The sequence below is a fragment of the Streptomyces sp. NPDC048389 genome, from assembly GCF_040706335.1.
In the GTDB taxonomy this organism is placed as follows: domain Bacteria; phylum Actinomycetota; class Actinomycetes; order Streptomycetales; family Streptomycetaceae; genus Streptomyces.
Window position 1 is genome coordinate 58,914 of the sequence record NZ_JBEZKP010000019.1, and the last position, 24,682, is coordinate 83,595.

The 24,682-nt window shown below is 72.9% G+C and carries 14 protein-coding genes; 3 read left to right on the forward strand and 11 right to left on the reverse strand.

Annotation, left to right across the window (positions count from 1 at the left end):
* Nucleotides 1-41: 41 nt before the first annotated feature.
* The 6 genes from nudC to AB0903_RS16125 all read right to left on the reverse strand — a co-directional run bounded on the left by nudC (nt 42) and on the right by AB0903_RS16125 (nt 11,596).
* Nucleotides 42-992 carry an NAD(+) diphosphatase gene (nudC, locus tag AB0903_RS16100; RefSeq protein ID WP_366703137.1) on the reverse strand — a complete coding sequence of 317 codons (951 nt, stop codon included), beginning with the start codon at nt 990-992 and terminating at the stop codon, nt 42-44.
* A 37-nt stretch (nt 993-1,029) separates the two neighbouring features.
* Nucleotides 1,030-2,427: a dipeptidase gene (locus AB0903_RS16105; RefSeq protein ID WP_366703139.1), complete on the reverse strand. Its 1,398-nt coding sequence runs from the start codon at nt 2,425-2,427 to the stop codon at nt 1,030-1,032.
* Nucleotides 2,428-2,436: 9 nt separating this feature from the next.
* Complete coding sequence (locus AB0903_RS16110; RefSeq protein ID WP_366703141.1) at nt 2,437-6,123, reverse strand: UvrD-helicase domain-containing protein; 3,687 nt, start codon at nt 6,121-6,123, stop codon at nt 2,437-2,439.
* A 68-nt stretch (nt 6,124-6,191) separates the two neighbouring features.
* Nucleotides 6,192-7,358 carry a hypothetical protein gene (locus AB0903_RS16115; RefSeq protein WP_366703143.1) on the reverse strand — a complete coding sequence of 389 codons (1,167 nt, stop codon included), beginning with the start codon at nt 7,356-7,358 and terminating at the stop codon, nt 6,192-6,194.
* A 108-nt stretch (nt 7,359-7,466) separates the two neighbouring features.
* Nucleotides 7,467-11,081 (reverse strand): ATP-dependent DNA helicase, encoded by a 3,615-nt coding sequence (locus AB0903_RS16120; RefSeq protein WP_366703145.1) that lies wholly within the window; start codon nt 11,079-11,081, stop codon nt 7,467-7,469.
* A gap of 155 nt (nt 11,082-11,236) precedes the next feature.
* Nucleotides 11,237-11,596 carry an MGMT family protein gene (locus AB0903_RS16125; protein ID WP_366703211.1) on the reverse strand — a complete coding sequence of 120 codons (360 nt, stop codon included), beginning with the start codon at nt 11,594-11,596 and terminating at the stop codon, nt 11,237-11,239.
* 266 nt (nt 11,597-11,862) lie between these two features.
* Between AB0903_RS16125 and AB0903_RS16130 the strand changes: the two genes are divergently transcribed.
* The 3 genes from AB0903_RS16130 to AB0903_RS16140 all read left to right on the forward strand — a co-directional run bounded on the left by AB0903_RS16130 (nt 11,863) and on the right by AB0903_RS16140 (nt 17,793).
* On the forward strand, nt 11,863-14,475 hold the full coding sequence (locus tag AB0903_RS16130) for a lysylphosphatidylglycerol synthase domain-containing protein (RefSeq protein ID WP_366703213.1): 2,613 nt from the start codon (nt 11,863-11,865) through the stop codon (nt 14,473-14,475).
* Nucleotides 14,476-14,593: 118 nt separating this feature from the next.
* Nucleotides 14,594-16,150: an alpha/beta hydrolase gene (locus tag AB0903_RS16135; RefSeq protein WP_366703147.1), complete on the forward strand. Its 1,557-nt coding sequence runs from the start codon at nt 14,594-14,596 to the stop codon at nt 16,148-16,150.
* A gap of 80 nt (nt 16,151-16,230) precedes the next feature.
* Complete coding sequence (locus AB0903_RS16140; protein WP_366703149.1) at nt 16,231-17,793, forward strand: alpha/beta hydrolase; 1,563 nt, start codon at nt 16,231-16,233, stop codon at nt 17,791-17,793.
* Nucleotides 17,794-17,932: 139 nt separating this feature from the next.
* Here the strand turns inward: AB0903_RS16140 and moeZ are convergent, their stop codons facing one another.
* The 5 genes from moeZ to AB0903_RS16165 form a co-directional block, all read right to left on the reverse strand.
* A complete protein-coding gene (gene moeZ, locus AB0903_RS16145) occupies nt 17,933-19,111 on the reverse strand; it encodes an adenylyltransferase/sulfurtransferase MoeZ (RefSeq protein WP_366703151.1) in 1,179 nt (392 codons plus the stop codon).
* Nucleotides 19,112-19,174: 63 nt separating this feature from the next.
* A complete protein-coding gene (locus tag AB0903_RS16150) occupies nt 19,175-19,936 on the reverse strand; it encodes a spherulation-specific family 4 protein (RefSeq protein ID WP_366703153.1) in 762 nt (253 codons plus the stop codon).
* Nucleotides 19,924-20,883, reverse strand: a complete 960-nt coding sequence (locus AB0903_RS16155) for an NAD-dependent epimerase/dehydratase family protein (RefSeq protein WP_366703155.1) — start codon at nt 20,881-20,883, stop codon at nt 19,924-19,926. Before AB0903_RS16155 ends, AB0903_RS16150 begins: the two co-directional genes overlap by 13 nt.
* 157 nt (nt 20,884-21,040) lie before the next feature.
* Nucleotides 21,041-22,828: a hypothetical protein gene (locus AB0903_RS16160; protein WP_366703157.1), complete on the reverse strand. Its 1,788-nt coding sequence runs from the start codon at nt 22,826-22,828 to the stop codon at nt 21,041-21,043.
* Nucleotides 22,825-24,495: a DUF3492 domain-containing protein gene (locus tag AB0903_RS16165; protein WP_366703215.1), complete on the reverse strand. Its 1,671-nt coding sequence runs from the start codon at nt 24,493-24,495 to the stop codon at nt 22,825-22,827. Before AB0903_RS16165 ends, AB0903_RS16160 begins: the two co-directional genes overlap by 4 nt.
* Between the last annotated feature and the right edge of the window lie 187 nt (nt 24,496-24,682).

A 24,682-nucleotide genomic window follows, 5' to 3' on the forward strand; every position in this document is an offset into this window, starting at 1 on the left:
CAGACAGAGGGTCGGCCCCCAGACACAGGGGCGGCGTCCGGTCAGAGGACGTCGCCGGGTCTGGGGAGCGGCTTGCCGTACCAGAGCTCGATGAGACGGGCCGCGATCGAGATCCCGTAGGGAGGCAGCACCTCTCCGGACTCGAACGCGGCCCGCAGGTCTTCACGGGAGAACCAGCGCGCTTCGTGGATCTCGTCGCCGTCGACCTCGATCCGCGACGAGGTGGCGCTGGCCATGAAGCCCAGCATCAGGCTCGACGGGAAGGGCCACGGCTGGCTGGCGACGTACTCGACGTGGCCGACATCGACGCCCACCTCCTCGCGGACCTCCCGGCGCACCGACTGCTCGATCGACTCGCCCGGCTCGACGAAGCCGGCGAGCGTCGAGAAGCGCCCCTCCGGCCAGTGCACCTGGCGGCCGAGGAGAGCGCGGTCCTCTTCGTCGGTGACCAGCATGATCACCGCCGGGTCGGTACGGGGGTAGTGCTCGGCGCCGCATGCCTGGCAGCGGCGGATGTGGCCCGCCGCGGCGATGACGGTGCGCTCGCCGCAGCGGGAGCAGAAACGGTGGAGCCGCTGCCAGTTCTCCAGTGCGACCGCGTGCACCAGCAGTCCCGCGTCGCGCGGGGACAGCAGCAGCCCGGCCTCACGCAGCCCGGCCGGTCTGGCCGACTGGTCCATACGACCCGGCAGGGCGTCCTTCTGGAGCGCGAAATAGCGCACTCCGTCCTCGTCGGTGCCGAGGAAATAGCGGTGGGTCTCCGTGAGCGGGGCCTCGAAGGCCGGTGTCATGACCAGTTCGGTCCGGCCGTCGGGGGTGTCGTCGACCAGTGCCTGGCCGCCCGAGACGACGAACACGCGGGTCGTGGGGTGGCTCCACGCCGCCGCGAGCCATGCCTCGTCGAGGCGGCTGTGCGCCTCGCGGTCGATGCCGCTGGGCGCGGTGAGGCTGATCGGGCGTTCTGCCGTGTCGGCGTAGCTGTCGGTGCTCACGGTTCTTCCAACTCCCCCGGACGGGTCGTGAATGCGTTCAGCGAAGGGCTTCGGCCATGTCGCCCCACAGATGGGCGGCAGTCTCCGCGCCCTTGAGGAGCAGGTCCAGCTCGACCTTCTCGTTCGGTGCGTGCCAGCCGTCGGACGGTACGGAGATCCCCAGGAAGAGCACGGGCGCGGCGAGCACGTCCTGCAGGTCGGCCGCCGGTCCTGAGCCGCCCTCACGGGTGAAGCGGATCTTGTGGCCGTCGAAGGCGCGGCCCATGGCCCGTACGACCGACCGGAGTGCCGGGTGATCGAGCGGTGTCAGGCACGGGCGGGTGGCGGCCCCGAACACGATCTCGTGACGGATGCCCGCGGGGATGCGGGCGGCGACCCAGTCGGCGACAGCGCGCTCGATCTTGTCCGGCTCCTGCCCGGCGACCAGCCGGAACGACAGCTTGAGGTGCGCGGACGACGGAATGATCGTCTTGCCGCCGGGGCCCTGGTAGCCGCCGCCGATGCCGTTCAGCTCGGCCGTCGGGCGGGCCCAGATGCGCTCCAGCGTGGAGTAGCCGCTTTCTCCGAGGGTCCCGTGGGACTGCGCGGTGCGCAGCCAGGTGTCCTCGTCGAAGGGGAGCTCGGCGAAGAGTTCGCGCTCGGCGTCGGCAAGAGGCTCGACGCCCTCGTAGAAGCCGGGGACGGTGACCTGCTCGTTCTCGTCGTGCAGGGCCGCGACCAGCCGGGTGGCGACGGTCGCCGGATTGGGGACGGCACCACCGAAGGATCCGGAGTGGACGTCCTGATCGGGGCCGTACAGCGTGATCTCGCAGTCGGCGAGGCCGCGCATACCGGTGCAGACCGTGGGGGTGATCTCGGACCACATGCCCGTGTCGGACACGACCACGGCGTCGGCCGCGAGGCGCTCGGCCTGCTGTTCGACAAGGGCTCGGAAGTGTGTGGAGCCCGATTCCTCCTCGCCCTCGATCAGCAGCTTGAGGTTGACGGCGGGGGCCGTGCGGCCGGTGGCCGCGAGGTGAGCCCGCACTCCGAGAGTGTGGAAGAACACCTGGCCCTTGTCGTCGGCGGCGCCGCGCCCGTACATCCGGCCGTCAGCCGTGTGCGGCTCGAAGGGGTCGGTGTGCCAGCCGTCCTCGCGGGCCGCGGGCTGCACGTCGTGGTGCCCGTAGACGAGCACGGTGGGTGCGTCCGGGTCGCCGGACGGCCACTCGGCGAACACGGCGGGAGCTCCCGGAGTGGGCCAGATCTCGGCGACGGGGAAACCGGTCACGGTGAGCTTGGCCGCGAGCCACTCGGCGCTGCGCCGTACGTCCCCGTCGTGCTCGGGCTGTGCCGACACCGACGGGATGCGCAGCCACTCGGCGAGGTCGTCGAGGAAGGCGGCGCGGTGCTGCTGTATGTACGTACGGACGGCGTTGTCCGGGGTCTCGCTCATGCTCTGAGCCTAACGGGCGACGGCACCGGTCCGGTCGGCCGTCCCGCCCAGCAGGATGCGCTCCAGCCCGGCACGGTCGGGAAGCCCCTCGGGCCGGACGACCTCGCCGGTGCGTACGAACACGAAGGCGGTGGTCACCGCGTCGAGCGGTATGCCATGGCCCTCGGCCCACGCGAGACGGTAGACGGCGAGCTGGAGCGGGTCCGCGGTGCCGCCGCGCGCGGTCTTCCAGTCGACGATCTCGTACGTGTCCTCCCCTGTCCGGTACACGGCGTCGATGCGGCCCCGGACGACCCGCCCGGCCAGCGTGAACTGGAACGGCACCTCGACGCCGTGTGGAGTGCGGCGGGCGTACGGCGTGCGCTCGAATGCCTCCTTGAGCGCGGCCAGGTCCTGCTCGTCGGCGATGTCGTGCTCTCCGGCGCCGCCGGTGTCACCGGCGCCGCCCGGGAGCTCGTCCGGGCCGAGCATGGGCAGCGGAAGTTCCTCGAAGCGCGACTCCACCCAGGCGTGGAACCGGGTGCCTCTGCGGGCCGCGGGCTGCGGCGGGCGGGGCATCGGACGCGCGAGCTCCTGGGCGAAGCCGTCGGGGTCGGCGGCGATACGCAGCAGCTGGGACGCGGAGAGGGAGGGGGGCACCAGGACGTCGCGGACGGTGGCGCGGCTGCGGCGGAGCTCGCCGGCAAGGGCGTCGAGGTCGCGATCCCAGGAGGCGATGGTGCGGCTCTCTTCGGGCGTGAGGCGCGTACGGCTCTCCTCCGCCCCCGGTGGCGCGGTGGGGCCTCCGCTCTCCGGCGGCGGGGGCAGGTCCCCGGGCCCCCGGGTGGCCTGGTGGGGTACGGCGGTTGCCGGGTGATCGCCGAAGGGCGGAGGGGTGTCCTCCTCGGGCGGCGCCTGGACCGGCCAGTCCCAGTCGTCGGGCTCATCCTTTTCGTCCAGGAGATCTGCTTTGTCCGGCAGGTCCGGCTCATCCAGGAGGTCCGGCTCGCCCGGCAGGCCCGGCTCATCCGGGAGATCCGGCTCGCCCGGGAGGTCTGGATGGTCGGGCTCATGCAGTGCGCCGTACTCATCGGGCTCGCCCGGGAGGTCCGACTGATCGGGCTCGTGCAGCGCGCCGTACTCGTCCGGCTCGCCCGGCTCTGCGGGGAAGGCGGGCTCGTCGCGGAGGTCCGGCCCGCGCGACTCGTCGGGGACGGCCGGTGCGGTCGTCAGCGCTTCGAGGTGGGCCAGGACCGTGTCCGCCGCGGCACGGCGGCGGGACAGGGAGACGGGGTCCAGCGGCAGCGGCCAGGCGTGGTCCGCGGTGGCAGTGCCGAGCGCCGGGTTCTCGGCATCCGCCTCCGGCTCCTCCGCCCAGACCTCGATCTCGCCGTGCCCCTGCTCGCAGTGGTCGTACAGCGCCCGGAGGAACGCCGACGGGCCGCGCCGCCGCTTCTGGCTGGGACCCCACCAGTGCGCGGAGCCGAGGAGGAGCGAACGGGGGCGGGTGAAGGTCACGTATCCGAGGCGGAGCTCTTCCGCGTGCTGGTGGTCCGTCATCGCCTCCTTGAACGCCTTCAGGCCACGCGCGTCCCACGACCCGACGTCGGGGAGCGTGTCCGCGTCGCCGCGCAGGGCATGCGGGAGCACCTTGGACCGGGAGGTCCAGGCGTCCCGCGCCTGATCGTTCGGGAAGTGCTTGGCGACCAGCCCGGGAACGGCGACGACGTCCCACTCCAGCCCCTTGGACTTGTGCGCCGTGAGGACCTTGACCGTGTTCTCGCCCCCGGGGAGGGCGTTGTCGAGGCCCTTCTCGTACTGCGCGGCGGTGCGCAGGAAGCCGAGGAAGGCCAGCAGGGTCGCCTCTCCGTCCAGCGCGGCGAAACCGGCGGCGACGTCGAGGAAGTTGGCGAGGGTCTCGCGGCGGCGCGCTGCCAGGGCGTGGGGCGAGGCTGCCAGCTCGACCTCGAGGCCGGTGGTGGAGAGCACCCGGTGCAGGACGTCCATCAGTGGGTCGGCGAGCGAACGCCGCAGGTCGCGCAGCTCGGCGGCGAGGCGTGCGAAGCGGATCCGCGCCTCGGGGGAGAAGGCCAGGCCGTCGTCCTCGCCACCGGCCGAATCGAGGAACGTGTCGAGCGCGTCGGCGAGCGAGACGATTTCGGCGGGGTCGGTGCCCTCCACCGCCGCGGCGAGGCGCTGGTCGGGGTCGTCGTCCGCGGAGGCGCGGTGCACGAGGAGCCGCGCCCGGCGGCCGAGGAGCGCCAGGTCGCGAGGCCCGATGCGCCACCGGGGACCGGTGAGGAGACGCACGAGCGAGGCGTTGGCACCCGGGTCCTGGAGCACTTCGCACACCGCGACCAGGTCGGCGACCTCCGGCAGGTGCAGCAGACCGGACAGGCCGACGACCTCGACCGGGACGTCACGGGAGACCAGGGCGCCCTGGATCTCGGGGAAGTCGCCGGCCGTACGGCACAGGACGGCGATCTCGCCGGGTTCCTTGCCGGTGCGCACCAGGTGCGCGATCGAGTCGGCGAGCCATTCGATCTCGTCGGCGTGCGTCGGCAGCAGTGCGCAGCGCACGATGCCGTCCCGTTCGGCCCCGGGGGCGGGCCGCAGCGCCTCGACACCCTCGTGCATGGCGCGCAGCGGGGTGGCGAGGCCGTTGGCGAGGTGCAGGAGCCGGCCGCCGCTGCGGCGGTTCTCGCTGAGCGAGTAGCGGGTGGCCGGGCTGCCGTCGGCGTGCGGGAAGTGGACGGGGAAGTCGTCGAGGTTGGCGACGGACGCTCCGCGCCAGCCGTAGATCGCCTGGCAGGGATCGCCGACCGCGGTGACGGCGTGGCCCGTGCCCTGCCCGAACAGCCCCGAGAGCAGAAGCCGCTGAGCGACGGACGTGTCCTGGTACTCGTCGAGCAGGACCACCCGGAACTCGTCCCGCAGCAGGGCACCCACCTCCGGGCGGGTCATCGCCAGCTCTGCGGAGAGAGCGATCTGGTCGCCGAAGTCGAGCAGGTCGCGCTCCCGCTTGGCGGCGCGGTACCGGACCGTCAGGTCGAGCAGTTCGCGGCGGGCCGCCGCGGCCTCCGGGACCTTGCGCAGGTCGGCGTTGGTCAGCCGCGCCCTCTCCAGGGTGCGCAGCAGCTCGGAGTCGTACGCCTCCAGGCGCTCCGGGGACACCAGATGTTCGGCGAGTTCGGCGTCGAGCGCGAGCAGGTCGCTCACGAGGGACGGGAACGATCGGGTGAGCGCCGGATACGGCCCCGGGGCCTCGCGCAGCACTCGGGCGGCCAATTGGTACCGGGTGGCGTCCGCGAGCAGGCGGGCGGTCGGCTCGAGTCCGATGCGCAGGCCGTGGTCGGCGAGGAGCTGTCCGGCGAAGGCGTGGTACGTGGAGATGCGGGGCTCTCCCGGAAGGTTGTCCGGATCGATGACGTCCGGGTCCGTCACCCCCGCGCGGACGAGGGCGGTACGGACACGCTCGGCGAGTTCACCGGCCGCCTTGTTGGTGAACGTGAGACCGAGGACCTGCTCGGGGGCCACCTGGCCGGTGCCGACGAGCCAGACCACGCGGGCCGCCATGACCGTCGTCTTCCCCGAACCCGCTCCGGCCACGATGACCTGCGGGGCGGGCGGCGCGGTGATGCAGGCCGTCTGCTCCGGGGTGAAGGGAATACCGAGAAGCTCCTTGAGCTGCTCGGGGTCGCTGATACGTGCGGTCACCCCGTAGAGGCTAATGGGGACCACTGACAGGCAGTGGCCCCCATGCCTACCGATATGCCGGGAAGCTCCTACGTGGCGCTCCCGCCGTCCGCGGCGGCCCCGGCGCCGGATCCCCTGTCCGTACCGGAGCCCGTACCGGAGCCCGGACCCGTGCCGCCGCCCGGCTCCGCACCGGTGCCGGACTCGGCGTCCCAGCCGGTGCCCCCGTCGGCGTCCCTGCCGTTCCCGGCGCCGGAGTCCATCCCTGAGCCCGAGTCGGAGCCGGAGCCCGAGTCAGTGCCCGAGTCGGAGCCGGAGCCCGAGTCAGTGCCCGGGTCCGGGTCCGTCCCGGCCCCCGGACCGATGTCCGGGTCGGTCCCGTACTCCCCGTCCACGCCGCCCCGGTCCCCCGACCGCTCCCCCGTCTGGGTCCTGCCCGCCTCGAACCCCTCGCCCCCGGTCAGGCTGTCCAGGTCCAGGACCTCCTCCGGCGGCGGGGCATCGACCCGGACCGGCTTGTCGTAGTCGGAGAGGACGATCGTGCCGGTCTCGTCGCCGCCGGCCCTGACGATCTTGAGGACGCGCGGTTTGCCCTCCTTGGCGACGTGGACCGTCGTGGTGGCGCCCTGCTGTCTCTTCACCAGAGTCACGGTCGGTACGCCGTCGACCGACGAGTCCGGGCCCTTCTTCATCTGCTTCCGGTCCGCCTCGTCCACGTCCATCCGGGCGAACATGGCCTTGAGGTCGCAGACACTGTCCATGTCCTTGATGCTCCCGGCGGGCATCTTGATCCAGTGGCCCGTCATGAGTTCCAGCACGGCTCCGTCGTCGAACCCGTCGGGTGAGCCGGACGAACGCTCCTGCAGCGAGGCGCTCCAGAACTGCTGATCGCCCTTCAGGTACATCGTCTCGGCCAGCTGACGCAGCTCGGCCCTGCCTCCCTTGGCGCCGAGCCGGCCGGTGCAGTTCTGGGCGGAGTCCAAAGCGAGGTCGACCGAGACCGGCTCGCCGTCCTTCTCGATCCGGCCCGCCATGGCCAGCGACCTGGCCGACCTCGTGGCCTCCACCGCCTTGTCGGCGATCTTCCCCGCGTCCAGGCCGGCCAGCGAATCGCCGCTCGTCGCGGCCGCCGGCTCCTTCCGCTCCCCGGACGCCCCCTTGGCCCGGATACCGCCGTCCTGGGAGCAGCCCGCCAGTACGACGATGGCACTCACACAGGCCGCCACCGCGACCAGGGGCTTCCGCTTGGCCGTCATGTTTGTCTCCTCGCGATCCGCAGGGTCCCGCATCGGCCATCGTCGGCCAGGTCTCCATTGGATCGGGGTAAATGTGACACCACATGACAAACACACCGCCCGTTCGGCTCATTCGACTATGTGGCGGCCCTCCGGCTGCGCACTGCACGAAGCGCGGAAGGTGCAGTGCGCACAGTGCTGGCCGGTGGCGGGCGTGAAGCGCTCGTCGAGCACGCGGCCGGCCGCGGTGGCCAGCAGGTCGCCCACCCACTCGCCCGCGAGCGCCTCCTGCGCCTGCACCTTGGGCATCGCCTCGCCGCCCTCCTTCTTGGCGGCCGGCTGTCGCAGCTGTACGAGTTCGGCGCCGCCCGGCTCGGGCCGACGGCCGCCGAAGACCTCGTCGACCGCGCCCTCGCGGACCGCGAGCTGATACACGGCGAGCTGTGGGTGGCGGGCGACCTCGTCCTTCGTGGGTGTCTGCTTGCCGGTCTTGAAGTCGACGACGTACGCGCGGCCCTGCTCGTCCTCCTCGACCCGGTCCATGGACCCCCGGATGCGGACCTCGAACTCCCCTGCGGGCAGGGTCACGTCGAAATCGTGCTCCGTCGCAACAGGGGTGCGACCGCCGCGGTCCATGACGTGCCAGCGCAGGAAACGTTCGAGCGCCGCCCGCGCGTGCTCCTTCTCCTGCTGCGACTTCCAGGGGGCGTCGAAGACAAGCGCGTCCCACACGGAGTCGAGACGCTCCATGAGGACGGCGAGATCGGCGGGGGTACGGCCGGAGGCGACCTCGTCGGCGAGCACGTGCACGACGTTGCCGAAACCCTGGGCGGCGGACGCGGGCGCGTCCGCCTTCACCTCACGGCCGAGGAACCACTGGAGCGCACAACTGTTGGCCAGCTGGTCCAGCGCGCTGCCGGAGAGCGTGACCGGCCGGTCCCGGTCCCGCAGCGGCTTCGCGCTGTGCGTGGCGTCGTACAGGCCCCACCAGCGGTAGGGGTGCGCGGCCGGCACGAGCGGCCGGCCCTCGTCGTCCGTCAGAGCGGCGAGGCGGGCCAGCCGGTGGGCGGCGGCCTCCCGCAGCGCGGGGGAGGCCGCCGGGTCCACGGTGGTCGCGCGGAGCTCCGCGACGAGCGGGGCGACGGCGAGCGGGCGGCGCGGACGGCCGGTGACGTCACGCGGCTCCACGCCGAGCTCGGCCAGGAAACGGGACGGCTGGTCGCCGTCGTCCGCCGGTGCCTTGACCGCCGTGACGACGAGGCGGTCGCGGGCGCGGGTGGCCGCCACGTAGAAGAGCCGGCGTTCCTCGGCCAGCAGGGCGCCAGGGGTGAGCGGTTCCGCGAGACCGTCCCGGCCGATGCGGTCGGCCTCCAGGAGCGAGCCTCGGCGGCGAAGGTCGGGCCACAGGCCCTCCTGGACCCCCGCGACGACGACCAGGCTCCACTCCAGGCCCTTGGAACGGTGGGCCGTCATCAGGCGGACGGCGTCCGGACGGGCCTCGCGCCGGGAAAGCGTGTCGGCGGCGATGTCCTGCGCCTCGATCTCCTCGATGAAGTTGAGTGCGCCGCGGCCTCCGGTGCGTTCCTCGGCGCGGGCCGCGGTCTCGAAGAGAGCGCAGACGGCGTCCAGGTCGCGGTCCGCGTTACGGCCGGCCGCGCCGCCGCGGAACGCGGCGCGTTCCAGGCGGTCGGGCCAAGGGGTGCCGTCCCACAGCAGCCACAGGGTTTCCTCCGCGGTGCCGCCGCCCTCGAGGAGTTCGCGCGCATCGCGCAGCAGCGCGCCGAGGCGCTGGGCACCGCGGGCGTACGCGGGATCGTGCGCGACGAGCCGCTCGGGCTCGGCGAGCGCGCGAGCGAGCAGCCGGTCGGACGGCGGCGGCAGCATGTTGCCGCCGGCGCGCTCCTCGTCCCGCAGGGCCCGGCCGAGTCGGCGCAGGTCGGCGGTGTCCATGCCGCCGAGGGGGGAGGTGAGAAGCGTGATGGCGGTTTCGGTGTCGATCCAGACCTCATCCCCGTCGCGATGCCCGAGCCCCCCGCGCTGATCACCCACCGCCCCGGACGTGGCACCCGGCCGACCGCCTGCCGCCTCCACCGGGCCGACCACAGCTGCCGCACCCGCACGGCCGGACGCGCCACCCGCCTGGGCGGCCGACCCGTCTGCCGCACCGCTCGCCGCCTCCGCCGAACCGCCCGCGCCGTCCGAGGCCGCAGCATGCGCCAGGGCACCCGCCGGGAGGCTCGTGGCGTCCGCCGTACCGGCCGGGACTTCGGACGCCACGGTTGCCGCCCCCCGCGCGTCGCCGCCGGGTCCGGCGACCGGCTTCGCGTCACCCGTACGGCCCGACGCCGCCGTCGCCACCGTGCGGAGCGCGGTCAGGAGCGGAGCCACCGCCGGTTCGTGGCGGAGGGCGACGTCGTCGCCGTCCACCTCGAGGGGGACGCCGGCCGAGGTCAGGGCACGCCGGATCGACGGAATCGTGCGGCCGCCCGCGCGGACGAGGACCGCCATCTCGTGCCAGGGGACCTTCTCCTCGAGGTGGGCGCGGCGCAGGATGTCCGCGATGTTGTCGAGTTCCGTCGAGGCCGTCGGATAGGTGTACGCCTCGACCCGGCCGCCCTCGCGGACCGCGGACAGCTCCCGGTGTGCCCGCACCCTGTCCGCCGGCAGCCGCGTCAGCGGCATCCGGCGGGTCAGCAGGCGGGTCGCCGCGAGCACCGCCTCCCCGCTGCGCCGGGAGGTGGTGAGCACCGCGACGCCGGCGGGCCCGCCGCCGGCCCGCGGGAAGGCGTCGGGGAAGTCGAGGAGGCCGTTCACGTCCGCGCCGCGGAACGCGTAGATCGACTGGTCGGGGTCGCCGAAGGCGACCAGCGTCCGCCCGCCTCCCGCGAGTGCCGTCAGCAGCCGCACCTGGGCCGGGTCGGTGTCCTGGTACTCGTCCACGAACACCGCGTCGTACGACGGGAGGGGCCTCTCCTCGGCCAGCAGCACGGCCCGGTGCACCAACTCCGCGTAATCGAGCACGCCCTGCAGATCGAGGACGTCCAGGTATTCGGCGAGGAAGGACGCGGCGGCCGCCCAGTCGGGCCGTCCGGTGCGGGCCGCGAAGCGGGCGAGGGAGTCGGGGCCGAGGCCCAGTTCCCGGCTGCGGGCGAGCACGGCCCGCACCTCGTCGGCGAAGCCCCGGGTGGTGAGGCAGGCCCGCAGCTCGTCGGGCCATCGCACACCGCCGGGCAGCCCGATCTGGCCGGCCAGTAGTTCGCGGACGGTGACGTCCTGCTCGGGACCGGACAGCAGCCGCAGCGGCTCCGAGAACAGATCGGCGTCCTGGTGGGCGCGGACCAGCGCGTAACAGAAGGAGTGGAACGTCGTCGCCTGCGGCCCGCGCGTGCCGCCCAGCCGCAGCGCCATCCGGTCGCGCAGTTCCACCGCCGCCTTGCGGCTGAAGGTGAGGACGAGGATGCGGGCCGGGTCCGCGCCTCGCGCGATGCGCGCGGCGACGGCCTCGACGAGCGTGGTGGTCTTGCCCGTGCCCGGTCCGGCGAGGACGAGGAGAGGTCCTTCGCCATGGTCAACCACCGCGCGCTGAGCTGCGTCCAGGAGAGGGGGAGCCACCGGGCCCGGAGGGGTCCGCACCAGCCGGTACGTGCTCGGGGAGCCTTCCCTGCGGCCCTGCGGGCGCGGCGGAACCCCCTGCCGTACCTGCCGCGGGTACGGCGTACGCCCGGTGGTGGAGGAGGAGCTCACGTGGATCGCCGGTCCTGGGTCTGCTGGTGGTGAGGCTGCGCTGCGTGCCGCGCGCTGAAGACGCTACGCCGGCGGCCCGCGGGCGGACGGCGGGGCCGTCCCGCCCCTCGTACGGTCTTCACACTCCCCGTACGGCCGCCACTTGGCGGAAGCTGTCATATGTGAGCTTCGTCGCTTTGCGCACCGGCGCCGTCCCATCGCGCGCGTCTCATGTCGAGACGCGGCAGACGGCCCTCCGCGGCGCGGGACGCTTCGCGCAGTGGAGTGCCTTCCTCGCGGTACCGCTCCAGGGCGCGCAGCTCGTGGCCCGGGAGCAGGACCCCGTCGGAGCGCACGACCCGCCACCAGGGCACGCCGCCGCCGTACAGCGCCATGACCCGGCCGACCTGGCGGGGTCCCGCCTCGCCGAGCCACTCCGCGACGTCCCCGTAGGTCATGACGCGGCCCGGCGGGATCAGCTCGGCGACCTCCAGAACCCGCTCGGCGTACTCAGACAGTTCCTCCATCCGGCTCATCCTGCCGTACGGCACCGACAGTGCCGCGGCCTCGAGCAATCGGGAGACCGGACTGCGAATCGGCACACGGGCGGCAAAGAGGTGTACCGTACGCGCCTCGAACCCCCGCATTGCACCCTGATGCCCCCCTCTGTGGGCCGGTCGTGCCACCATCATGCGGGCGGTGACTGGTGATACGAGATCAAGAAGAGACCGAGACGGCGAAGGATCAGGGCGTGAAGCCTTCGAAGGCAGCAGGCACCCCTGGCTCCGAGCCGCACCCGGACATGCCGGCCCGCAGCGGGGAGACCGAGGTCGCCCACGCGGACCAGGTCTCCGGGGACGAGCCGCTGCTCGCCGCGCGGGTGCACCGCCCGTCGGACCTGATGCGGCTGCTGATCGGCATCCTGGCCATCGCGGTCGTCCTGGCCGTCGCCGCGTTCGCCCAGGGCACCACGACCGGCCTCGAGCAGGACATCAGCAAGGGCACCGGCCAGGCCCCCGACCTGCTGGTCAAGATCGCCGGGCTGGCGTCCAGCATCGCCGTGCTCCTCGTCCCCGTCGCCTTCGCCATCGAGCGGCTGGTCAAACGGGACGGGCTGCGGATCGCGGACGGAGTGCTCGCCGCGGTCCTCGCCCACGGGGTCACCCTGGCCACCGACCTCTGGGTCTCCAAGAGCGCCCCGGGCAGCCTTCAGGACGCCCTGACGCAGCAGCAGGCCGGTGGCGAGCTGACCGATCCCGTGCACGGCTATCTCGCGCCGGTCATCGCGTACATGACGGCGGTGGGGATGGCCCGCAGACCGCGCTGGCGCGTGGTGCTGTGGATGGTGCTGATGCTCGACGCCTTCGCGATGCTGGTGGCCGGCTACACCACACCGTTCTCCGTGCTGCTGACCGTGCTGCTGGGCTGGACCGTCGCGTGCGGCACCCTGTACGCCGTCGGCTCGCCGAACGTCCGGCCCACCGGCCAGAACCTGCTGGCCGGACTGCGGCACGTCGGCTTCCGCCCGGTGACCGCCATGCGCGCGGAGGACGACGCCCCGGAGACCGCGGACCAGGAAAGCGGCCGCCGCTATCTGGTGTCCCTGGAGGAAGGCCCGCCGCTCGACGTCACCGTCGTCGACCGCGAGCAGCAGGCGCAGGGCTTCTTCTACCGGGTGTGGCGCCGGCTGACGCTGCGGTCCATCACCACGCGCCGCTCCATCCAGTCGCTGCGCCAGGCGCTGGAGCAGGAGGCGCTGCTGGCGTACGCGGCGATCGCCGCCGGCGCCAACGCCCCCAAGCTGATCGCCACCTCCGAGCTCGGCCCCGACGCCGTGATGCTCGTGTACGAGCACTCCGGCGGCCGTTCCCTCGACTCCCTGAGGGACGCCGAGATCACCGACGACGTGGTGCGCGGCGCCTGGCGGCAGGTGAAGGCGCTCCAGTCGCGCCGTATCGCGCACCGCCGGCTCACCGGGGACGCGATCCTGGTGGACCCGGCCGGCCAGGTGATCATCACGGACCTGCGCGGCGGGGAGATCGCCGCCGGCGACATGGTGCTGCGGATGGACATCGCCCAACTGCTGACCACCCTCGGCCTGCGGGTGGGCGCCGGCCGCGCGGTGACAGCGGCGGTCGACGTGCTCGGCCCGGACAAGGTCGCCGACTGCCTGCCGCTGCTCCAGCCGATCGCGCTGAGCCGGTCGACCAGGGCCACCCTGCGCCAGCAGGCACGGGACCGGGCGCAGCGTGAGCGCGAAGCGGTACTGGAGGCGTCGGAGTCCGCGAAGCGCGCCCGCGCCGGTGAGCTCGCGGCCGAAGACCGCAAGGCGGCCAGAAAGGTGGAGCGCGCGGACAAGCAGGCCGACAAGCGGGCCATGGACGAGGCCATGGAGGAGGTGCGTGAGGAGGATCTGCTCTCCCGGATCCGCCGGCAGGTGCTGCTGATCAGGCCGCAGGCGCCGGTCGAGCCGGTCCGTCTGGAGCGGATCAGGCCCCGCACGCTGGTCAGTTTCATCGCGGGCGCCGTCGCCGCCTACTTCCTGCTGTCGCAGATCGTCGGCATCGACTTCGGCACGGTGTTCGCCAACGCGCACTGGGGCTGGGTCGCGGCGGCCCTCCTGTTCTCCGCGCTGAGCTACTTCGCCGCGGCGATGAGCCTGCTGGGGTTCGTCCCGGAGCGGGTCGGGTTCCTGCGGACCGTGCTGGCGCAGGTCGCCGGGTCGTTCGTCAAGATCGTCGCCCCGGCGGCGGTCGGCGGTGTCGCCCTGAACACCCGGTTCCTCCAGCGCTCCGGGGTCCGGCCGGGTCTGGCCGTCGCCAGTGTCGGCGCCTCGCAGCTCTTCGGTCTGGGTGCCCACATCGTGCTGCTGCTCTCGTTCGGTTATCTCACCGGCACGGAGAAAACGGCGTCGCTCACCCCGTCCAGGACCGTGATCGCCGGCCTGCTGACGGTCGCCGTGCTGGTGCTGGTGGTGACGGCGATCCCGTTCTTGCGGAAGTTCGTGACGACCCGGCTGAGGTCACTGTTCGCCGGGGTGGTGCCCCGGATGCTCGACGTGCTCCAGCGGCCGGTGAAGCTGCTCACCGGCATCGGCGGGATGCTGCTGCTGACGGGCGTGTTCGTGCTGTGCCTGGACGCGTCGGTCCGGGCGTTCGACGGCGGCAACCAGCCGGTGAGCTACGCCAGCATCGCCGTGGTGTTCCTCGCGGGCAACGCGCTCGGTTCGGCGGCGCCGACGCCCGGTGGTGTCGGCGCCGTCGAGGGCGCGCTGCTGGGCGGTCTGGTGCTGGTGGGTGTGCCGAAGGAGGTGGCCGCGCCGGCGGTGCTGCTGTACCGGACGATGACGCTGTGGCTGCCGGTGCTGCCGGGGTGGTTCGCGTTCACGCACCTGACCCGCAAGGGCTCCCTCTGAAGGAACGTCCCGCCGCCCGGTCTCACCCGTACGGCGCAGCACCCGGGCCCCCACCCGCATGGAGGCCGGGCGTCCGCCAGCCCGTGCGGGGCCTGCCGGGGCGGCGCAGGATGGCTGCATGCCGATGACTTCCGCCGCCGCGCGCGCAGCGGCTGCCGCCACAGTGACCGCCGTACTGCTGACCGGCGCCGGCTGTTCCGAGGCGGGGAGCGAGGACGAGGGCCGGGCGGAGGACTTCGCCGCCCAGCAGCTGGAGTGGCGTCCGTGCCCCGCCCCCTCGGAGGCGCAGGGCAACGGCCCCTCGCCGTCGCCGCTGCCCGGGGGTGTGCGGTGGGAGTGCTCCTTCATGGACGTTCCGCTCGACTACGCGGAGCCCGACGGCGAGACCATCGAGCTGGCCCTGATCCGGGCTCCGGCGCGGGACACGGAGAACCGCATCGGCTCTCTCGTCTTCAACTTCGGCGGACCGGGCGCCTCCGGCGTGCACGCCCTGCCGTCCTTCGCCTCCGAGTACGACGATCTGCGCTCTCGCTACGACCTGGTGAGCTTCGACCCGCGCGGAGTGGGCCGCAGCGTGCCCGTGGAGTGCGTCGACGACCGGGAACTCCAAAGGCTGGCCACCATCGACCCGACGCCGGACGACGCCGCGGAGGAGGAGGCATACCTGGACGGGATCGAGACGTTCACAGACGGCTGCGAGGCGAACTCGGGAGACGAGCTCCCGTACGTCGGCACCCTCAACGCCGCTCGCGACCTCGATCTGATGCGCCAGGTCCTCGGTGACGGGAAGCTGTACTACTTCGGCATCTCGTACGGCACCGAGCTGGGCGGCGTCTACGCCCACCTGCATCCGAAGAACGTGGGACGGGCCGTCTTCGACGCCGTCGTGGACCCGACGCAGAGCACCGTCCAAAGCGCCCTCGGCCAGGTCGAGGGCTTCCAGCTGGCGCTCGAGAACTTCGCGGAGGACTGCCTGGCGCGCGGCGACGACTGCCGGCTCCCCGGTTCCTCCGTTCAGGAGATCGAGGAGTGGATCATCGGCTTCCTCGGCCGGCTCGACGAGAAGCCGATCCCGGGCCTCGGCGAACGGATGCTCACCGAGGGCCAGGCGGCGAACGGCATTCTCCAGGCGCTGTACTCCCAGGAGTTCTGGGGGCTGCTGGAGCAGGGCCTCGACGAGGCCGACGGCGGCGACGGAGCCCTGCTGATGACGTTCTCCGACGCCTTGAACGGCCGCAACGAGGACGGCAGCTACAGCAATATGCAGGCGGCGGGCACGGCCATCGGCTGTGTCGACTCCAAGGCCCGCTACACGCTGGACGAGGCCAAGGCCATGGTGCCCGAGTTCCGCAAGGCGTCTCCGGTCTTCGGCGAGTACCTCGCCTGGGGGCAGGCGAGCTGCGTCGAGTGGCCGGTTCCCGGCACCTGGGTCCACCCGGACGTCTCCGCGCCCGGCGCGCCGCCCATCGTGCTGGTCGGCAACACCGGCGACCCGGCGACGCCCTACGAGGGCACTCGGGCGATGGCCCGGGCGCTGGGCGAGGGCGTGGCGGCCGTGGTCACGTACGAGGGCGAGGGCCACGGGTCGTACAGCAGCAGTCCCTGCGTACGGGAGGCCGTGAACACCTATCTGCTGGAGGGCAGGCCGCCGTCCGACGGCACGGTGTGCAGGTGATCCCAGGCGGCGGCGTGCAGGGGGGTCGCACCCGGCGACCTAGGATGTCGAACCTGTCTTCGAAAGGCCGTGGGGGCGTCATGAGACAACGGATACGGACCGGGGCGCTGGCCGCCGCCGTGCTGCTGGCGGCGGGCACGCTGGCCGGGTGCGAGGCGGGGCAGGACGCGGCGGCCGACGGCAGGAACGCGCCGTCCGCCTCCGCGACCGGAGAGCGGTCCGGGCTGCCCGCGGCGCTGACCGGCCAGAAGCTGGACTGGAAGGGCTGCGGGGCACCGGTAAAGGCGCTCGGCAGCGACGCGGAGAAGCCGGGCGACGAGTGGCAGTGCGCCACGCTCGACGCGCCCCTCGACTACACGGACCCGGCGGGCGAGACGATCGGCATCGCCCTCATCCGTGCCGAGGCCGGTGAACCGGAGCGGCGGATCGGCTCGCTGCTGTTCAACTTCGGCGGCCCCGGCGGCTCGGGTGTGGCAACCCTGCCGAGCGCCGCCGTCGACTACGGGAATCTCGGCAAGCGCTACGACCTGGTCGGCTTCGACCCGCGCGGTGTCGCCCGGAGCTCGGGCGTCGTCTGCCGCGACGACGCGGAGACGGAGAAGTCGCTGGCGATCGACCCCACCCCGGACGACGCGGCGGAGGAGAAGGCGTACCTGGCCGACGCGGCGGACTTCGGTGCGGACTGCGCCGAGCGGTCCGGCCGGCTGCTGCCGCACGTCGGCACGCTCGACACCGCCCGCGACATGGACCTGATGCGCCAGGTCCTCGGCGACGAGAAGCTCCACTACCTCGGCTTCTCCTACGGCACCGAGCTGGGCGGGGTCTACGCCCACCTGTTCCCGCAGAAGGTCGGGCGGCTGGTCCTGGACGCCGTCGTCGACTCGACCGCCGACGACGTGGCGCACTCGCGCAATCAGGTGCTCGGCTTCCAGCGGGCGCTGGAGAACTACTTCAAGAGCCGCGGCATCGGTGCGAAGGAAGGCACGGACCGCATCGTCGAGCTCCTCGCGGAGCTGGACCGGGAGCCGCTGCCCACGCGGGACGGCCGAGAGCTGACCGAGGGCCTCGCGACCATAGGGATCGTCACGCCGCTCTACTCCCGGTCCGACTGGCAGTATCTGACCATCGCTCTGGAGGCCGCCGAGCGCGGTGACGGAAGTGTGCTGATGGCCTTCGCGGACGCCTACCACAACCGCGACAGCGAAGGGCACTACTCCGGGCAGCACGAATCCCATGTCGCCATCACCTGCGCGGACACCGTGGTCGAGGCGACCTCGGCCGAGGCGAGGGCCCGTCACCTGGCCGACTTCACGAAGGTCTCCCCCGTGTTCGGTCCGCCCCTCGCGTGGGGACTGTTCGCCGGGTGCGCCGGCTGGCCCGTCAAGGGCGCGGCCACGACTCCGGACGTCTCCGCGCAGGGCGCGGCGCCGATCCTGGTGATCGGCACGACGGGTGACCCGGCGACACCCTACGAGGGCGCGCGGAAGACGGCCGACGAACTGGGCGAGGGTGTCGGCATGCTGGTCACCAACGAGGGCGAGGGGCACGGCGCCTACAGCAACGGCGCCTGTGTGACGGCCCTCGTGGACGCCTATCTGCTTCAGGGAACGGTGCCGGAGGACGGTACGACCTGCTCGTCCTGAGCACAAGGACGACCTGCTCGTCCTCACCGCGGGGAAAGCTGCTCGTCCTCACCATGGGGAAGACCTGCTCGTCCTGAGCACAAGGGAGGCCCCGGACCGCTCACGCGGCGATCCGGGGCGTCTCCGTGGTTTCACGCGATCAGTAGACCGGCTTCTCCGGCTCGATCTGGTGGACCCAGCCGATGACGCCGCCGCCGACGTGCACGGCGTCGGCGAAGCCCGCCGACTTCAGCACGGCGAGCACTTCCGCACTGCGGACACCCGTCTTGCAATGCAGGACGATCTTCTTGTCCTGCGGCAGGTCCTGAAGGGCGGTGCCCATCAGGAACTCGTTCTTCGGGATCAGCCGCGCGCCCGGGATCGAGACGATCTCGTACTCGTTGACCTCGCGGACATCGATGATGTCGATGTTCTCGCCGTCGTCGATCCACTCCTTGAGCTGCTTGGGAGTGATCGTCGCACCGGCCGCCGCCTCCTGCGCCTCCTCGGAGACGACGCCGCAGAAGGCTTCGTAGTCGATGAGCTCGGTGACGGTCGGGTTCTCGCCGCAGACCGCGCAGTCCGGGTCCTTGCGGACCTTGACCTGGCGGTACTGCATCTCCAGGGCGTCGTAGATCATCAGCCGGCCGACCAGCGGCTCACCGATGCCGGCGAGCAGCTTGATGGCCTCGTTGACCTGGATCGAACCGATCGAGGCGCAGAGCACACCCAGCACGCCGCCCTCGGCGCAGCTCGGGACCATGCCCGGCGGCGGCGGCTCCGGGTAGAGGCAGCGGTAGCAGGGACCGTGCTCGGACCAGAAGACGGACGCCTGGCCGTCGAAGCGGTAGATCGAGCCCCATACGTACGGCTTGTTCAGCAGCACACACGCGTCGTTGACCAGGTAGCGCGTCGCGAAGTTGTCCGTACCGTCGACGATCAGGTCGTACTGGCTGAAGATCTCCATCACGTTGTCGGCCTCGAGCCGCTCCTCGTGGAGGATCACGTTCACGTACGGGTTGATGCCCTTGACGCTGTCACGGGCGGACTCGGCCTTGGAGCGGCCGATGTCGGACTGACTGTGGATGATCTGGCGCTGCAGGTTCGACTCGTCGACCTCGTCGAACTCCACGATGCCGAGCGTGCCGACACCGGCTGCCGCCAGGTACATCAGGGCCGGCGAACCGAGGCCGCCCGCGCCCACGGCGAGCACACGGGCGTTCTTCAGCCGCTTCTGCCCGTCCATCCCGACATCCGGGATGATCAGGTGGCGGGAGTACCTGCGGACCTCGTCTACGGTGAGCTCGGCAGCCGGCTCGACCAGGGGTGGCAGCGACACGGGGGCTCCGTTGGTCGGTATGTCAGTACGGTTGTTCTCTCCGTAACACTGCCATGGCCCTTCTCATTCCGAGACACCACGTCCGACCTGCGAGACGATTTCGTCCCAGTAGCCGGGCAGTGTCTCGAATGGTCCGATACACCCCTTTCCTTCCTTGCGGCCGCCCCGGTCGGTGAAGAAGATCGTGCCCGCGCCCTGCCAGCGCGCGATGCGCGTGGCCTCCTCCAGGTGCGTGCGGGGTACGCCGTGGACGAAGTGCACGAACCGTTCCGGCGGGTACTCCGCAGTCCACTCCGCCACCTGTGACCAGCGGTACTCCGTCCACGGGCCGGAGAAGGTGACGAGCTGGTCCGCCGCCTCCGCGTAGCCCGGGTACGGGTGCGAACCGTGACCGAGCACCAGGTGCCCACCGTCCAGCACCGCGTCCAGCGTGGCCGTCGTCCGCCGCACCTGGGCGAGGTCGGCCCGCTCCGTGGGACAGCGGTCCAGCATGAACCCGTCGGTCTGGTACCAGTCGGCGAAGTGCTGAGCGTCATGGACGAGATCGCCGAAGGCACGCGACCCGTGGGCCATGTCGAGATGCCCCAGGACGCGCACGCCCGCGTTGCGCAGCCGGCCGACGGCCTCCAGGCAGTGCGGATCGGGCCGTTCGCCCGGCCCTCCCGCGACATTGAGCACCACCCAGTGCAGCGGCGTCCCCGGGCGGGTCAGTTCGGCCCATTCGACCGGGGCGAGCAGCGGGTGGGCGTACCCGGGGACGCCGAAACCGAGCCTCTCCGCGCCGGTGGCGGAGAGCTGTGTGTCCGTGGTGGTCAGATGCGGCATGCCGCCTCCATCCAGATGTCGGCGAGAGACTCCTCGAGGTTGATACGGGGACGCCAGCCGAGCCGGTCGCGCGCCGTGCGCACATCGGCCTGCTGCCAACCGCCGCAGCCGTCCGGGTACGGGGAGGGCGTGGCGGCGAGGTGTTCGACGATCGACTCGGAGCGCGGGCTGCCGATGGCCGGACGGCCCGGGGGTGTGTCCATTTCGTGCAGCGCGCCGGTGTAGCCGGCGACCCTGGTGAGGGTGGCGGCGGCGTCCCTGAGCCTGACCGCCCGTCCGGTGCCGATGTTGACGACGCCCTGGGCCGCCGAAAGGGAGGCGGCGTGCACGGCGCGCGCGACGTCGCGCACGTCGACGAAGTCGCGCTGCACGCCGAGACCGCTGAGCTTGAGCTCGCCGTCGCCGGACTGCATCGCGCGCCGCATGGCCTCGGCGAGCCGGCCGAGCGGCGAGCCGGCCGGGGTGCCGGGACCGACGGGCGAGAAGACGCGCAGAACCACGGCGTCCAGTCCCGAGCCGAGTACCAGCTCGGTGGCGGCCAGCTTGCTCACCCCGTACGGGCCGCCGGGACGCGGGACCGCGTCCTCCGCCGTCGAAGAGCCCTGCTGCGAAGGCCCGTACTCGGAGGCGCAGCCGAGCTGGACCAGGCGGGCGCCGCAGCCGCTGCGGCGCAGCGCCTCGCAGACGGTCGCGACGGCCACCGTGTTGTGCCTGGTGAGTTCGCGGGCGCCGCCGCGGGTGGCACCGGCGCAGTTGATGACCACGCCGGGGTGGACGGCTCCCAGGAAGCGGGTGAGAGCGCCGGGGCTGCCGCCGGACAGGTCGAAGCGGACATCGGCGTCGTCGCCGCGGCCCAGGGTCGTGAGGTGCACGGCCGGATCGGCGAGCAGCCGGTCGGCGACGAAGCGGCCGAGAAATCCGTTGGCACCGAGCAGGAGCACCCTCATCGCGCCGCTCCTCGGGGCCGACGGGCCGGAGCTGGGTGTTGCGGGGTCATGTCGCTCTCTCCTTAAGGATGTCGCTGTCGATGCCATGGCGGCCGGCACTCCGAGATGTCGGCTCCGCGGAGTACGGCGGAGGGTCCGGCGGCAGTCAGGGGGCAGGTCAAGGGGTGTGGGCGGAGGCCCGGGACAGGGCCGTCGCGGCATGGGCGAGCAGCCCGGCGGCGGCCATTGCGCAGGCGATCGCCGGCACGGCCGCCGTGCCCCAGGCGCCGACGACCGCGTCGACGGGCCGGGCGAGGGCACCGAGACCGGGCAGGCGTCCCGCCAGCAGCAGGGCGGGAGCGGAGACCTCGACGGCGCAGGCGGCCGCCAGGCCGGTCGCGGCGGATTCGGGGAAGCCGTGGACGACGAGCAGACGGGCGAGGAAGAGGAGGATGCCGAGCGCGGCGGTGGGCACCGGCGAGCTGCCCGGGAGAACAATCCCGGTGAACGTGAGGAGCAAGGTGAGCGCACCCACGTGGAGCACCAGGACGGCAAGGAGCACTGGCCGCGCCCCCGCCGCGAACTCGTCGAGGCCCCGGCACCGTTCGAGCCTGCGCCGGGCGAGCACGGAGTAGAGATGGGCGCAGCAGGCCGCCGGGGCGACGGCCAGGGCGAGGCAGACCAGCGGCGCGGGGTCCATGGGCCATGCGCCGTCCGGCCCCCCGCCCGTCACCTCGCGCACCAGCCCCTGGCCGAAGGCGGCGAACGCCAGCAGGCACAGCGTCCACATCTGTACGGAGGGGACCGTGCGCCCCTTGGCCCGGAGCGGTCCGCGGCGCAGGCACAGCGCCGTCGCGACGGCGACCCCGACGGCCCCGGCCACACCCACGAGAAGCCGCAGGGTGCCCTCGGCGGCCTCCATGCCCGCCATCGCGAGAACGCACACGACTCCCGGCAGGAGTGCGCGCAGCAGCCACGGGGCGGATCCGGTCCGGCCGGCGCGCGAATCGGCGGCGCGCGCCGGCCGGACCGGAGCAGGGGTGTGTTCCGTGGCGCGCGGCACCCGCGCGTACATCTCCTCGGCGAGGGCGAACACGTCCCGGTGGCGGAAGCGGGCCGCAGTGCGGTCCGTGACTCCGCACGCCTCGAGACCGGCGGCGATCTCCAGCGGATCGACGGCGCGCTCGCACAGTTCGCGATGGCGGTGCATGAGCGCCTTCACGGGGTCCGCGGCCCCTCGCCGCGCGACCGGATCGGCGCTCCGGCGCTCGGAGCTGCTCTCACCGGCCCCGCCGCCCGCCGTCCCGGCAACGGCCGGCGCACCCGTCCGGCCTTCGGACCGGGCACCGCCGTCGCGCCGCCCCTCGGCAGACCGGGCACCGCCACCGCGCTCGGCACCCGCGCCGTCGACCACCGCCCCCCGCTCGACGGGAACGACGCCACCGCCTTCAACCGGCTCCAAATCTGCCGCCGACCCATGCCGCCCCTCGGCGGACCGGGCACCGCCACCGCGCTCGGCCGACTCCGTGTCGGCCATCACCCCACCGCGCCGCCCCTCGGCGGACCGGCCGCCCGCCTGTGCTGCCGGGCCCGCGCCGGGACGATCGTCCGGCAGTGCGGCGCCGGTGGGCGCCACCGGATCCGTGCGGTCCTCGGCGGACCGGCCGGCCGCCGGGCCGGGCTCCGCCGGTGGCGGGCAACACCGGTCACCGGCCCGCGTGACGCGCGACCGGGCCGCGTCCGTCCCCTGACCGGCCCCGGGAGCGGCGGGCGCACGTCGGTCCTCGCCGGACCGGTCACCGGCCACGGACTCCGCCGGCGGCGCCCACGCGATCGCCGCGTGCTCTTCCGCGTGGCGGTGGGTGAGGCCCGTGAGAGCCCGCCTCGCGTCGGGCGCCATCACTGTGCCGATGCCCGCGGAGGGGGCTTCGGGGGTCGTGCTCTCGGTTGTTCGGGGAGCCGTCATCGGCGGGCCTCCTCAGGTGTTTCCCGGGGTGCTCCGGTCGCGACGAGATGCGCCCCCTCCGCCCAGCTCGGGGTGTGCGGCCCCGGCGCCGTACCGGTCCAGCGGCCCGGCACGTGCGACTCGGCGGGGTGCGCGAAGGGCAGCGGCTCACCGTCCGCGTCGACGGCCTCCCGCTGTACCGGCGCGTGCGAGATGAGTTCCAGGTAGATGCCACGAAATGCCGTCAGGTTCTGCTCCACGGTGAAGAGTTCGAGGGCGCGGGCGCGCGCCGCCGCGCCCAGCCGTTCCCGGCGCGCCGGGTCGCGCAACAGCGCGACACAGGCGTCGGCGAGCGCCCGCGGATTGCGCGGGGGCACGACGAGCCCGGTGCCGCCGATGACCTCCACGACCGCACCGACGTCCGTGGACACCGTCGCGCGGCCGCAGAACATCGCCTCGACCAGGCTGACGGGGAAGCCCTCCACGACGCTGGAGAGGACGACCACGCCCCCGGCCGCGTACGCGTCGACGAGCTCCGGGGCCTCGGGTCCGCCGATCTCCTCGAAGGAGGCCGGATTGTCACCGACGGCGTGCGCGCCGTCGGCCTCGTCGGGGAAGAGCTGGGCGGCGAGCGCCTTGCAGTGCCCCAGATAGGTGGCCGCCTCCGGGCTCCGGGCGGGCGGGGCGAACAGCCGCAGGCGGGCCGCCGGTACCTCCTTGCGGATCTCCGCGAAGGCGTGCAGCAGGGCGATGACGTCCTTCGAGGGCTCGATCCGGCCCACCCAGACGAGGGTGTGCGGATCGCCGGTGCCGGTGCTCTCGCCGATGGCAGCGAAACGGTCCTCCTCCATTCCGGGGTAGACGGTGCGCAGCTTCGCGCGGTCGGCCCCGCACTTCTCCTGCCACCGGCGCGCATGGGTGTTGCCGGGCGTGATGACGGCGGCCTGCCGGTAGACCTCGGCGGCCAGCTGCCGTTGGAAGGCGGCGAGAAGGGCCCGCACCGGCGTGCTCAGTCCGGCGTCGGCCGCCGCGAGATAGTGGGCGCGCAGCTGGACGCCGTACTCGGTGACCAGGAGTGGAACCCCGCAGAAGCGTTTGCCCAGCAGGCCGGGCAGGGCCGCCGGTCCGCCGGACGCCGCGTGGCAGAGGTCGGCCGCGCCGAGGCCCTCCTCGTCGTACCAGTCGAGGTTCAGCGGGCGCAGCGCACGCTCGAGGCGGCCGGCGAAGGAGAGGTGGTCGACCACGGTCGCGCCGTACACCATGCGGCGTGTGCCGGGCACCCGGCCGGCGGACTCGAGGGCGCGCAGGGCGGTCTCCGACCGGAGTGCGGCACAGAGCCCGCCGTGTTCGCGGGCGAGTTCGGCCAGTCCGTACAGCCCGTCGGCGAATCCGTCGCCGTCGGCGCACACCGCGGCGGCGAGGTCGTTGAAGTGGTCAGCGAAGCGCCGGCGTTCGCGCCGCCCGTATCTCCGGCCGTCGTCCGCCGGGCCCCACAGCGCGGCGGTGCGCACCGTGCGCACCTGCGGGGGAAGGCGGATGCAGCCCTGTTCCTCCTGCCGGGCGCTGCGGCTGAGGGCGTACAGGTCGAACTCGTGCTGACCGAGTCCGCGCACCAGCCGGTCGCACCAGAACCCCGCCTCACCGGTCGCATACGGGTAGCCACCCTCCGTAAGCAGTCCGATCCGCACGAGCACACCCCCGATCCTCTTGTGGCGGCCGCCGTTGGTTTCCGGCGACTCACAGCGGAACGACGTTAAGCGGACATGCCGGTGGCGCGACGGACGGTTGTCCCTGCCCGACCAGGCGTCCGCGGACGGCCAGGTTGGCGTAGCGCAGGCCGGGGTTGTGCGGTGCGAGGTGCTCGGCGAGCCGGTC